Raw genomic sequence first — 12667 nt, forward strand, 5'->3', positions numbered from 1 at the left:
AGCATCCTACTAACGGGACACAAAAAGGGTAGCAAACGCTACCCTTTTGTTTCGGTTTATCGGCCATTAATGGCGTCAATCAGGCTTTTTGCTTCGCGGCGAATATCATCCTCACCGTAAACAATCGCCTCTTCTAGTAGTTTAATCGCCCCTTGAGAATCGTTCATCTCGAGATAGATTTTAGCCAAATCCAGTTTCCCAGCCGCTTCAGCATTGCTATCTACGTCAATATCGCCGATCTCACCGATAACATCTGGAAACTCGTTCAATCCGACATCGAGCTTAAGGTCTTCTTCTTCGAACTCACCACCTTCTCTGTCGACCTGAGCCATCAATTCATCAATCGTCATAAATTGATTTTTCTTCGGGTCGAAGTCATCCAAGTCGCTTTGCTCTGCCCAGTTTTCTTGCGCGATCTCTGGCTGACTTAGTGCATCACTCGAATTCCAAACATCACGCTGGTCCTCAGGCACTTCTTCAGTAGAACTTACGTTATCAGCAGCGGGTTTAAAGCCATCCCAATCATCTCCAACATCAAGCATGGTTTCAAAATCCATACCTGCACTTGCGATGGTGTCACTGTCTAGTTTACCTTCAAATACTTCTGAGTTTGCGTCTTCCGCAAGAAGGTTAGCCATTGATGATTCATCATCCAAATTACTGAGCGGCTCACCCTCTGTCGCTGTTGGCTGCACTTCTGGGTCAGTATCAAAGCCGTTTTGCTGCGCAAATACTTCAAACAAAGCATCATGATCGTTATCGGCTTGAATAGCTGGTCTCGATGTCTCTGCTTCAACCTTAGGGCTCCCTGAAGCACCCTCGTTCATTGACGCGAGAACATCTTCCTCATTGAACTCTGGAAGATCTTGGTCGTCAAAACTTAACTCTTCATCCTCACCGGAGATTGGTTCTATATCTGCAGTCTCAGAGCTCGGTAATTCTGGCTCTTCTTCCATCGACGCCAAGGCATCTTCTTCGCTGAACTCTGGCAAATCGAGCTCATCAAAATTGAACTCTTCTTCGGACTCAGTTGGCAAGTCGGCTTCAACTTGTTCTAGTTCAATGGACTCGGACGTTTCTAACTCCGGCTCATCCACCATAGACGCCAATGCGTCTTCTTCACTAAACTCAGGAAGATCCAGCTCATCAAAATTGAATTCATCTTCTGATTCAGCTGGCAAGTCTGCTTCAACCTGTTCTGGCTCAACGGACTCGGGCGTTTCTAACGCAGGTTCGCCAGCCATGGACGCCAATGCGTCTTCTTCACTAAACTCAGGAAGATCCAGCTCGTCAAAATTGAACTCTTCTTCGGACTCAGCTGGCAAGTCGGCTTCAATTTGTTCTGGTTCAACGGACTCGGACGTTTCTAACGCAGGTTCGCCAGCCATAGATGCTAGAGCATCTTCTTCGCTGAATTCTGGAAGATCTAGCTCATCAAAATTGAATTCTTCTTCTGAATCGTTGGTCGACTCAGTTTCCGGCTCCAATTCAGGCTCATCCAGTAGCCAATCTTCTTCTTGTGGAACACCGAATTCATTTTCTATTGTATTTGGTGTCGGCGTGAAGGCTGGAATGTCTTCCTCTTGCTCAACGTGAGGCTGTACCTCAGCATCGGACTCCACGGATGGTTCTTGTGTTGAATCAGTATCGGTAGCCTCTTGTTGTAGTGATGAAGCTTCCTCTATCTCCGTTTGTGTTTTTTCAACTTGCTGCGGTAAATCGTCTTCACTATCAAATAGAGCGTCAAGTTCAGCAGAAAAATCCGCTTTTTCTTGTTCTGTTGGCAGAAGTTCTTCACTGTCTGACTCAAATAGGTCGTCTAGCTCGCTCATTAAAGGATCATTCTCTGGTGAGAGGTCCTCTAAATCACCAAGAAATTCATCGCTGCTAAATGGCTCTGAGGCAGCCTCTGGCTCGGTTAATGGTTGATCTTCTACAGCTTGTTGCGTGTCTGGCTGGCTTTCACTTAATAAAGCGTCGATGTCCAACCCAGACTCAATGTCCTGATCTTCATGAGTTTGTTCTGACCCAACTACGGGAGATGGCTTTTCGTCGGCGTCTGGCTCACCAAAACCAAGTGATTTCAGTAACTCTTCCTCTTCCGATTTATTCTGCTCTGGGCTCTCGTCCTCTCGAATCAGATCATCAAACGGATCTAAATCAGCTTCAGTCTCTTCATCAAGTTCAGAGGTAACATCATCAATGAGTTCGTCCAGTAAGTCTGTGCTATCTGCGTCTAACTCTTCGATCGAGTCATCACCTTCAAAACCAGAGATTGCTTCTAGCTCGTTTAGTGGATCAAACTCGTCTGTGTCATCTTCATCAAAATCAATGAGTTCATCGAGTAGCTCTGTACTGTTTTCATCTAGAACAGGACCTTCATTGGCGTCAGCTTCTCGAACTTCCGATTCACTAGCCGGTTGTTCATACTGGGCCAATAGCTTATCGATATCGTCGTCAGATGCCTCTCCTACACTAAAGTCATCATCCGAAACGGGCTGTTTTAACTCAGGCTCATCAGTATCTAAATCGAAGTCATCGTTGCCAAGTTCAGCAAACAAGTCATCAAGCATATCCTGGTCGACAGTGTCACTTGGTAACTCTTCTGACGGCTCATCGGCTGCAAGTAACTCGGCAAATGCGTCGTCTGAAAGCGAGTCTGATTTCTCATTCGCATCATCCGAAAGATCGAAGCCAGACTCATCGTCATCGAGCACTTCTAGTTCTGGAGCAACCTCATCTAAGGCTCGCTCCATTTCTTCTAAACCAAGCGCCTTTTCTTCGCCGTTGACTTGGATACCATTGTTCGATGACTCAAACTCATCCAGACCAACATCTAGGTCACCGTCATCGCCAATATCTGCAAATGGGTCATCGTCCCCTTCCAGATTGAAATCAAGTTCTTCATCGTCGAGGTTAGCAAAGACGTCTTCTTCTAAATCTGACTTCTCTTCTTGTAAAGACTGTGCGTTGATATCTTCATCTGCAAACAATTCATCATCAAGCGTGAGCTCTTCATCCAGCTCATCCGCCGCCGCTAAACCGATTGGCGCCGCAAGAGGATCAACGTTTTGCTGTTCCTGCGCAGCCGCTTCTTCCTCTTTCGCTTTAGAGCGTCGGCCAAGAAGCATAACAACTAGCAACGCAATCAAAGCACCAGGAATTAATGCCGCAAGACCAACGAGCCAACCATTAGACAAAATTTTGTCCATGGTGCTTGGTTGCATGCGCTGTTGTTCAGCAAGGCGTTGGCGCTCTTCAGCAAGCAGCTTCTCGACTTCTGAGCGAATGCGTTCTTCGTCATTCAACTCGCTTTTCAAAGTTTCGACTTCGCTTTGCACTTCTGACAGCATCAATCGAAGACGATGGTTCTTCTCTTCTAATGACTCTAATTCACTTTGTGAGCCTTGAAGTTTGTCCTTCAGCGCACTGACCTGCTTTTCACCCTGCGGAGAGGTGGTTACTGGTGGCGCAGGGATGACGGGTATTGTTTTCGGAGTTGGTTTTGGCTCCTTTGCTGCCACTGTCTCTGGCTTAGTCGCAGGCTTGGGTTCTACTTTAATTTGTGGCTTTGGTTGCTCGGTGACTCGTTGTGCTGGCGTCGCTCTATTTGTCGGCTTCGGCTGTTTTAACTTAGCTTCATGCGCCTTCATAATCGCAACAGCTTGCGCTGTGGTCGCGCTTTGCACTTGCTCTAGAGAAGGTACTCGTAGCCGACTCCCTGGGATCAATTCATGAATGTTTTGGTTCTCAAACGCTTGAGGGTTAATTCGGTAAATGGCAAGAAGCGTTTGTTGAACGGTAACACCGCGTGAAGGTCGTAATTCTGAAGCGATCGACCATAGTGTTTGATTTTCACCAGTCGGACCAAAGAAACGTGACGGTTGAGTATTCGCAGGAGGAGCAGGTAATGCTCGCTCAATATCTTCAGCATAGCTCGGAGATGATTGCACTTCACCAGACGGTCCAACAAGACGAATTCCTTCGGCTTGAACCACTGATGATGTCTGAGTCGCGCTCATCAACACAAGGGCTGCTAACAAACGCTTATAATTTTGACGCATAGAAGGCTCAGTTTTGTGCTAAATACAATTTGAAATGGTGATCGGTTAAATATATCGGATATCGCATGCAAAACTATAGCGTTGAGAATAAAAAATGTGTGGCTCTCGCCATATTCGTACTAATCTCACACTATTTTGTTTCGTTCGTACAAAAAAGCCTCGCACTGTGCGAGGCTTTGAAATGAACTGTAAGCGACTTAGTAGTAATCGCGGATCAGAACTTCTGCGATTTGCACCGCGTTAGTTGCCGCGCCTTTACGCACGTTATCAGCAACAACCCACAGGTTTACGCCGCTATGATGGCTGATATCGTTACGGATACGGCCAACCATTACATGGTCTTTACCGCCCGCATCGCGGACTTGTGTAGGGAAGTCTTCACCGTGGAACACTTCGATACCGTCAGTTTGCTCAAGCAAGTTAACGACTTCTTGTGCATCGATAGGTGAACGAGTCTCAATGTGAAGTGCTTCTGCGTGACCGTAGAATACAGGAACACGTACACACGTTGGATTGACTGTGATTGATGGATCGTTAAAGATCTTCTGTGTTTCCCACACCATTTTCATTTCTTCTTTGGTGTAGCCGTTTTCCATCATTTGATCGATTTGTGGAATACAGTTAAACGCGATCTGTTGAGAGAATTGCTTCTTGTCTGCAGGCAGACCGTTTAGCAGCTTCGCCGTTTGACCTGCTAGCTCATCGATACCCGCTTTGCCTGCACCAGACACCGATTGGTAAGTTGATACGTTAATACGCTCAATGCCCACCGCATCGTGAATTGGTTTTAGTGCCACCAGCATTTGGATGGTTGAACAGTTCGGGTTCGCGATGATGTTACGGTTACGAAACTCTGCAATCGCTTCTGGGTTTACTTCTGGCACAACAAGAGGAATGTCGTACTCGTAACGGAAGTGTGATGTATTGTCGATAACAATCACGCCTTCATCAGCGGCAATTGGAGCCCACTTGGCTGATAGCTCACCACCAGCAGAAAACAGTGCGATATGCGCTTGAGACCAATCGAACTCTTCTACGTTTTGAACGCGTACCGTTTTACCATTGAAGCGATAAGTCTTGCCTTCGCTGCGCTCACTCGCGAGTAGGAAGATTTCGCCTACTGGGAATTTGCGCTCTTGAAGCACATCCAAAATTGTTTCACCGACCGCACCGGTCGCACCTAAAATGGCAACATTATATTGCTGGCTCATTGACTTACCTCAATCTGAAAACCTAGTTCTGCTAATGGAGCAAGGTTACATGTTTTGTTACCCACTAGCGTGACAGCGCTGTATTCACGGCGATCCCAGTAGTTTTTACGCATCAGGTCAAAAGCGCCTGGCTTACTGATTTCACGGCGGAAAAGAGCGTCATCTCTACGCACATCATAGATTAACTGCGTGATGTTATGCAGTGTTGCTTCGTCCCAAGCTCTGTCCAATACCATAGTAGGAACAGGCGCGGTTGGCAGTAAATCGCTGGCATGCGCACGTAATTCGTTATTTAAGAACTCACAGTAGCTGTTGAAAATCATCGTTGTACCGCGAGCTTTCCCTTCCAAGCCGTAGCCTGCAACGTGAGGGGTTGCGAATGCTAGCAGAGGCAGAAGCTCCATATCAACCTCTGGTTCAAATTCAAATACGTCGAGTGCCGCTGTAAAGCCATCATTTTTCAAAAGACGTTGCTTCAAAGCAGCGTTGTCAACGATGGGACCTCGAGCCGCGTTAATCAAAATTTGATCGCTGCGGAGACCATTTAATACCTTCTCATCAATCAAATGATGCGTTGGGTATGGGCCATCTTTGGTGATTGGCGTATGTAGTGTAATGATGTCTGAGCTTTCAATCAGTTCTGTCAACGGAGTAAAGCTACGAGGATCACCAGACTCTTGTTTGAATGGGTCATTGATGAGAACTTTCATACCCATGCCTTTCAAACATTTCTCTAGGTAGCTACCTACTTGGCCTGCACCAATAATACCTACCGTCTTGTCAAATACCGAGAAACCTTGTTGCTGAGCGAGCACCATCATCACGCTGAACGCGTATTCCGCCACACCCACTTTGTTACACCCTGGCGCCGCAGTGAAGAAAATGCCTTTCTCTTTTAAGAGTGCTTGGTCAACATGATCCATGCCTGCCGTGGCCGTACCAACAAACTTCAGCTTGTTTGCTTTGCTGATCAGGTCAGCATTAACTTTGGTGACTGAGCGAATCATTAGGGCATCAACATCCACTAAATCATCGGCGGTCAGTGTACGACCTGGTTTTAGAATTACGTTACCGAGTTGGCTGAATAGCTCTTCAGCATACGGCATATTTTCATCAACAATAATTTTCATAGCGCCAGCGTTCTAACATCCATTTGTAAGAGTTCGTTTATTCGCAAGATGCGAAACTAAAGCGATTGTGCCCTTTTCCCGAAAAATCTCAAGATATAACACCAATAAACCTCAAGGAGGTAACTCCTATAGAATCGATTGACGGGAAGCCTAGAGAAAAGCAGAAACAGAGAAAAGAAAAAGCCCGGCTAAATAGCCGGGCAAAGTTCCAGAACAAAAGGATCCTATCCCGCTCTCCATGGGATAGAGTCTGCGTCTGTTCGATCAGTGTGACTGATCAAGCTCTGGAAACTGGATTGTTGGCGTTTACAGTACTCTCGCAAGGCGCCAACAAATTCAGTTAACCTTGGTACTTTTTAATAACCAAAGTTGCGTTTGTGCCGCCAAAGCCAAAGCTGTTTGACATTACGGTCGTTAGCTCTGCATCACGTGCTTCTGTCACGATGTCCAGACCTTGTGCTGCTTCGTCCAAGTTTGAAATATTGATGCTTGGAGCAATGAAGTTTTTGTCTAGCATAAGTGTTGAGTAAATCGCTTCGTGCACGCCCGCTGCGCCGAGTGCGTGGCCAGTCATTGCTTTTGTTGCAGAGATTGCAGGGCTGTTCTCACCAAACAATTGTTGGATAGCACCAAGCTCTTTCACGTCACCAACTGGTGTCGATGTGCCGTGCGTGTTGATGTAATCCACACCATCAACGTCTTGCATCGCCATCTTCATACAACGAATTGCGCCTTCACCTGATGGCGCTACCATGTCGTAGCCATCTGATGTCGCACCGTAACCTACGATTTCACCGTAGATTTTCGCACCACGTGCCAGTGCGTGCTCTAGTTCTTCAATAACCAGCATGCCGCCGCCGCCCGAGATAACAAAACCGTCACGGTCTGCATCGTATGTACGAGATGCTTTGTCTGGCGTGTCATTGTATTTGGTTGACAGTGCGCCCATCGCATCAAACATCATAGTTTGAGACCAATCTAGCTCTTCGCCGCCACCAGCAAAAACAATATCTTGTTTGCCTAGTTGAATAAGCTCCATAGCATGGCCGATACAGTGTGCAGATGTTGCACATGCAGAGCTCATTGAGTAGTTCACGCCACGAATCTTAAATGGCGTAGCAAGACAAGCAGAAACAGTAGAAGACATAGTACGAGGAACCATGTAAGGACCAACTCGCTTTACGCCTTTGGCGCGCATCGTGTCTGTCGCTACCGTTTGATTGTATGCAGAAGCACCGCCAGAACCTGCAACGATACCGGTACGATCGTTTGAAACCTGCTCTTCTGTAAGACCAGCGTCTGCGATTGCCTGCTCCATTGATAGGTATGCATAAGCAGCCGCATCACCCATAAAGCGCATCTGCTTACGGTCGATGTGTTCCGCCGGGTTGATTTTTAGATCACCCCATACTTGCGAACGAAGACCGTGTTCTTTGAACTGCTCAGATGCAGTGATGCCAGATTTGCCCGCTTTAAGAGACGCTAGAACTTCTTCGACGTTGTTACCGATACTTGAAACAATACCCATACCGGTGATTACGACTCGTTTCATTATGACATTCCTATAATTCAAAAATCCGCTAGATGATAACTAAGATAGTCAACAAAAGTGGTCAGCTTTCCCATAAATTCGTACAATCGCCCCATTCTTACCGCGCCAAATCACAAATTTGCACCATTATGACTTCAATAAAAAACGCAGAACTTGGTTGGAACGAAGCTGGTACTCCGGTTTCAGACCAATTTGATGATGTTTACTTCTCTAACGTAAACGGTCTTGAAGAGACACGCTACGTTTTCTTAAAACAAAATCATCTCCCAGAAAGATGGCAGGAATTTGACCAAAGACGTTTTGTCATTGGTGAAACAGGATTTGGCACGGGATTAAACTTCTTAGCAGTATGCCAGTGGTTTAGTGAGTTTCGTCGTCAGCATCCGGACGCAACATTGAAAGAGCTGCATTTTATTAGCTTTGAAAAATACCCATTAAGCAAAGCCGATTTAAAGAAGGCGCATGAAGCTTGGCCTGAGCTAGCTGAATACGCGGAAAAGTTACAAAAGCACTACCCTGCCGCTGTGCCGGAGTGTCATCGCATCGTTTTAGAAGACGGCGCAATCACACTCGACCTTTGGTTTGGTGACATTAAAGACTGCATGCCGCAAGTCCCATACAACGAACAAGGTTTGATTGATGCTTGGTTCTTAGATGGATTCGCGCCAAGCAAAAACCCAGAGATGTGGAACCAAGGCCTGTTCAACAACATGGCAAAGCTAGCCAAGCAAGATTGTACAGTTGCCACGTTTACCGCAGCAGGCTTTGTACGTCGTGGTTTGAACGAAGCTGGCTTTACAATGAAAAAGGTGAAAGGTTTCGGCACTAAGCGAGAAATGATCGCCGGCTCTATGGAGCAACGTGAAAAGCAGTCGAACCATCTCCCTTGGTTCAATCGCACAGCATCTAGCAATCTTGATTCGATTGCCATCATTGGCGGTGGTATAGCCAGCGCGGCGTTAGCGAAAACGTTAGTTCGTCGTGGCCAAAACGTCACCCTTTACTGTAAAGACAAACAACCAGCCAAAGGAGCGTCGGGTAATCGTCAAGGGGCCGTGTATCCATTGTTGAACGGTCCCCATACTGGCGTTTCGCGTGTGTTTGCTCCTGCATTTTTGTTCGCACGTCAGTTTGTTGAACAAGCAGCACAAGAGATCGATTTTGATCATGACTGGTGTGGCGTAACTCAGTTGATGTGGGATGACAAATCCACAGACAAACTGGAGAAAATACTTGCGGGTAACTTCACACCAGAGCTCATTCACAAGCTGTCCGCCGAGGAGACTGCGAACACTATCGGGTTACCTATTGATATGGCATCTGTGCACTACCCAATGGGAGGGTGGCTGTGCCCTGCCGAGTTAACTCGTGGGTTAATAAAACAATTGGAGAAGACGTCGTTACTCTCAACGAAGTTTGAACACCATGTTGAGGCATTAGATTGGGATGAAAAGCGTCAGCTCTGGCTACTAACAGCGAGTGGTCAAACATTTGAGCACTCAACGGTTGTGATTGCGAACGGCCATGAGTTCCAGACATTGAGTCAAACCGCTTCCCTCCCAATGGGGCAGGTGAAAGGACAAGTCAGTCATGCGCCAGCAACCGAAACGCTGAGTCAGCTGAAAACGGTGTTGTGTTACGACGGTTACATGACACCTGTTAACCCAAGTAATCAACACTTGTGTATCGGTGCAAGCTACGACCGCAGTCACCTTGACTACGAATTTGATGAAAACGCCCAAAAAGATAATGCAGAAAAGCTAGTGAAATGTGTACCGAATCAAACATGGGCAAAAGAGGTAGATATCACTGGTAATCAATCTCGCCAAGGTATTCGTTGTGTTAGCCGAGATCACTTACCATTTGTCGGAAATGTGGGTGACTTTGAGACGATCAAAACGCAATACACCAACTTACAAAATCAAAAAGAAGAAGAGGTAGAAACCATTCATCAGTACCCTAACCTATTCTGCTTCTTAGGTTTAGGATCTCGTGGACTGAGCTCTGCACCATTATTAGCTGAAGTGTTGGCCTCCCAGATCTGTGGGGACCCGCTGCCATTACCGGTTGATGTATTGACCGAACTTCACCCAAGTCGAATGTGGGTTCGTAAACTAAGAAAAGGCAAAGCCATTACCGAGCTGTAAGAGTATTCTCTGTTTTGATTCCCGACACAGACACGTGTCGGGAATCGCTAACTCATTAAGTCGCTCGTACTGAGATTACTTCAGCAGTGCAACTGCCTGTTTCACTTGCTCTGCCACTTCTGGGTTTACAACCTTACCCGATTCCACGTCAAAATTTTCGTAGAAGCTCGGCACAGATAACGATGCCTTTACATCCGCGCCAAAAAATTGTGCAGAACCTGTCGCCGCCGCAAGAACACTTTGCGCACCACCGGGACCTGGGGAAGTTGCTAAATAAACGACAGGTTTGTTTTGAAATACATTACGCTCAATGCGCGTCGCCCAATCGAACAAGTTTTTATAGGCCGCTGGGTACGAACCGTTGTGCTCTGCGAAGGAAACAACGAGAGCGTCAGCCTCCGCCAAGTCACGTAAAAACGCGACAGCCCCTTCAGCTTGACCTATTTCTTTCTCTTTGTCCTCGCTAAACATTGGCGCTTGATAATCGTTTAAGTCTAGAACATTCACTTGAGCGCCTTCGACTTGATTTGCTGCGTATGTAGCAAGTAGTTTGTTGATTGAGGTAGAGCTGGTAGATGCACCAAATGCGACAATTTTCATGGTTGTAATCCTTTGTTCACGTTTTATGCTGATCAGAATAAAAGTTGAACAGTTTCGCTACAACCACAAAAATTTTATGGAGAGGTTCGAATTTTTCGAAGTAGTAAATGACTAGGATTAAATAAAGGGAGAACGCTGCTTAGGGACTAAGCCTGAGCCTGGAGCTCCTGCCACAAATCACTGACAATCACGCGATCGGCCGGGCTTAACTCGGTACGCGCATTTTCTAAGCTGCTCTCAATGCGTGACTTCAGCTCAGTAATATCGCTAATCCCTTCTTCTTCACAAGACGCCGCGGATAAAGAGATGTGACCACGTAAATAACCACCAGCAAACAATTCATCGTCAGATGCTGTTTCAATTCGAGCATCAATCAGTTCCAGTAGTTTTTCTTCAAATTCAATAATCATGGTGTATCTCTGAGGTTATTAGTGGTTATTTAACGCAAAAGTCCGACGCTTCCAGTGGCTTAGTTTGATAAAATGCGCGCAGGGCATCAGAAAGCATTTTCACTCGCAAAGGCAAGCCAACGTCCAAAATACCTAGCACTTCTTTATGCACTTTTTTCATAAAGCCGAGCCTATCTGGTTCAAAATCGCCGTGTAGATTGTCACAACTCACCGTAAAAGGGAAGCCAGCGCTTTGTGCCAGAATCCATTCATAAGCTTGAGGTCGCACTTCAACTTTCTCAAACTCCGCTTGAACTTCTGCTGTTCGCCCATCAGGTTCATACCAATAACCAAAATCTTCCAGCAAACGACGCTCTGGACCAGCCACACACCAATGCGAGATCTCGTGTAAAGCAGAGGCGTAAAAACCCCGAGCAAAAATAATCCGATGATGAGGGTGTTCATCATCAGCAGGAAGATAAATAGGCTCATCACCACCTAACTCTAATTTCGTATTAAATTGTTCTAAAAAGGTGTCATTAAAAATGGTGATTAAGTCTTGGTATTCGTGGGTCATCGTCGAGTTTGTACTTCAGTTTGACATGCGCTGCATATTGTCGCTGTTTTTAGCTATGAGGTAAAGGCAACCCCACATTTTTGGTTATTAGTTGAATTTATCTGAACATCGCTTTCTCCATACAATTTCTCATTCGTCAGCGTACTTATTTACCACTACACTCTCGCCTTATTTTGATGCCGTTCAAACCGCTATTTTTAAGCCGTTTGATTACAAGCATGTTGCTGGTTTTAATCACTTTTTAAGAGAGATAGAACCGTTTGTAAGTGTTGTTACTTCGCCTACGCTGATTCTCGTAGAACGTAGTGACTTTTTACGTTGAGTGTTTCCCTATGTTGCTAAGTGTGTTGTATATCATTGGTATCACGGCTGAAGCCATGACAGGTGCGTTAAGTGCTGGTAGAAGAAAGATGGACTGGTTTGGTGTTATGTTGGTGGCCAGCGCAACGGCCATTGGTGGTGGCACCGTACGTGACATTCTATTAGGCCACTACCCTCTTGGTTGGGTAAAAAACCCAGAGTTCCTTGCAATTACGTGTGTTGCAGGTGTGCTAACAACAGGTTTAGCGAAATGGGTGATTAAGCTGAAAGGTCTGTTCATTCGCCTCGATGCACTAGGTTTAATCGTGTTTAGTATCATCGGAACAAAAATTGCGATGGGCATGGGCTTGCACCCTGGTATTTGTATGGTTTCAGCGTTAGTAACTGGTGTATTCGGTGGGCTACTTCGTGACTTAATCTGTCGCCAAACACCATTGGTACTGCATGAAGAGCTTTACGCTTCTGTCGCTCTTATCGCATCAGGAATGTACTTAGCGCTATTAGAATTTAATGTTCCCGATGTCACTGCCACGATCATTACACTGGTTACTGGTTACATGCTGCGTATGGCTGCAGTGCGCTTTAAGTGGCGTCTGCCTTCTTTCCATTTGGAAACCGAAGGCTCGATTCATTAAGCAAAAACTACTTAAACAAAAAAGGTTGCCTGATAAAATTG

Annotated in this window: 9 protein-coding genes; 2 read left to right on the forward strand and 7 right to left on the reverse strand. The window is 46.1% G+C overall.

The genetic code is table 11. The annotated features are described in order from the left end of the window. Positions 1 to 56 precede the first annotated feature (56 nt). The 4 genes from R7E38_RS14850 to fabB all read right to left on the reverse strand — a co-directional run bounded on the left by R7E38_RS14850 (position 57) and on the right by fabB (position 7957). Positions 57 to 4064 carry a FimV/HubP family polar landmark protein gene (locus R7E38_RS14850; RefSeq protein WP_226083884.1) on the reverse strand — a complete coding sequence of 1336 codons (4008 nt, stop codon included), beginning with the start codon at positions 4062 to 4064 and terminating at the stop codon, positions 57 to 59. A 197-nt stretch (positions 4065 to 4261) separates the two neighbouring features. Beyond that, complete coding sequence (locus R7E38_RS14855) at positions 4262 to 5275, reverse strand: aspartate-semialdehyde dehydrogenase (protein ID WP_005380562.1); 1014 nt, start codon at positions 5273 to 5275, stop codon at positions 4262 to 4264. Next, positions 5272 to 6405, reverse strand: a complete 1134-nt coding sequence (locus R7E38_RS14860) for a 4-phosphoerythronate dehydrogenase (protein ID WP_017820801.1) — start codon at positions 6403 to 6405, stop codon at positions 5272 to 5274. Before R7E38_RS14860 ends, R7E38_RS14855 begins: the two co-directional genes overlap by 4 nt. 340 nt (positions 6406 to 6745) lie before the next feature. Beyond that, positions 6746 to 7957 (reverse strand): beta-ketoacyl-ACP synthase I, encoded by a 1212-nt coding sequence (fabB, locus tag R7E38_RS14865; protein ID WP_005380557.1) that lies wholly within the window; start codon positions 7955 to 7957, stop codon positions 6746 to 6748. A 128-nt stretch (positions 7958 to 8085) separates the two neighbouring features. On the opposite strand from fabB, the gene mnmC reads away from it, so the two are divergent. Further along, a complete protein-coding gene (mnmC, locus tag R7E38_RS14870) occupies positions 8086 to 10104 on the forward strand; it encodes a bifunctional tRNA (5-methylaminomethyl-2-thiouridine)(34)-methyltransferase MnmD/FAD-dependent 5-carboxymethylaminomethyl-2-thiouridine(34) oxidoreductase MnmC (RefSeq protein ID WP_017820802.1) in 2019 nt (672 codons plus the stop codon). 75 nt (positions 10105 to 10179) lie between these two features. Here mnmC and R7E38_RS14875 read toward each other — a convergent pair whose 3' ends face one another. From R7E38_RS14875 to R7E38_RS14885, 3 genes are all read right to left on the reverse strand, one after another. Beyond that, complete coding sequence (locus tag R7E38_RS14875; RefSeq protein WP_005380552.1) at positions 10180 to 10704, reverse strand: NADPH-dependent FMN reductase; 525 nt, start codon at positions 10702 to 10704, stop codon at positions 10180 to 10182. 146 nt (positions 10705 to 10850) lie between these two features. Continuing rightward, positions 10851 to 11114, reverse strand: a complete 264-nt coding sequence (locus tag R7E38_RS14880; RefSeq protein WP_017635933.1) for a YfcL family protein — start codon at positions 11112 to 11114, stop codon at positions 10851 to 10853. 25 nt (positions 11115 to 11139) lie between these two features. Continuing rightward, positions 11140 to 11670 carry an elongation factor P hydroxylase gene (locus R7E38_RS14885; RefSeq protein WP_005380546.1) on the reverse strand — a complete coding sequence of 177 codons (531 nt, stop codon included), beginning with the start codon at positions 11668 to 11670 and terminating at the stop codon, positions 11140 to 11142. 332 nt (positions 11671 to 12002) lie between these two features. Between R7E38_RS14885 and R7E38_RS14890 the strand changes: the two genes are divergently transcribed. Continuing rightward, positions 12003 to 12626: a trimeric intracellular cation channel family protein gene (locus R7E38_RS14890; RefSeq protein ID WP_005380544.1), complete on the forward strand. Its 624-nt coding sequence runs from the start codon at positions 12003 to 12005 to the stop codon at positions 12624 to 12626. Positions 12627 to 12667 lie beyond the last annotated feature (41 nt).

The sequence above is a fragment of the Vibrio sp. Vb2131 genome (assembly GCF_033338535.1).
GTDB lineage: Bacteria > Pseudomonadota > Gammaproteobacteria > Enterobacterales > Vibrionaceae > Vibrio > Vibrio alginolyticus.

Bases quoted from the DNA above. Each gene is read 5' to 3' on its own strand.
- R7E38_RS14850 (WP_226083884.1), bottom strand. From the start codon at position 4,064: ATGCGTCAAAATTATAAGCGTTTGTTAGCAGCCCTTGTGTTGATGAGC.
- R7E38_RS14860 (WP_017820801.1), bottom strand. From the start codon at position 6,405: ATGAAAATTATTGTTGATGAAAATATGCCGTATGCTGAAGAGCTATTC.
- fabB (WP_005380557.1), bottom strand. From the start codon at position 7,957: ATGAAACGAGTCGTAATCACCGGTATGGGTATTGTTTCAAGTATCGGT.
- mnmC (WP_017820802.1), top strand. From the start codon at position 8,086: ATGACTTCAATAAAAAACGCAGAACTTGGTTGGAACGAAGCTGGTACT.
- R7E38_RS14880 (WP_017635933.1), bottom strand. From the start codon at position 11,114: ATGATTATTGAATTTGAAGAAAAACTACTGGAACTGATTGATGCTCGA.
- R7E38_RS14885 (WP_005380546.1), bottom strand. From the start codon at position 11,670: ATGACCCACGAATACCAAGACTTAATCACCATTTTTAATGACACCTTT.
- R7E38_RS14890 (WP_005380544.1), top strand. From the start codon at position 12,003: ATGTTGCTAAGTGTGTTGTATATCATTGGTATCACGGCTGAAGCCATG.
- R7E38_RS14855 (WP_005380562.1), bottom strand. From the start codon at position 5,275: ATGAGCCAGCAATATAATGTTGCCATTTTAGGTGCGACCGGTGCGGTC.
- R7E38_RS14875 (WP_005380552.1), bottom strand. From the start codon at position 10,704: ATGAAAATTGTCGCATTTGGTGCATCTACCAGCTCTACCTCAATCAAC.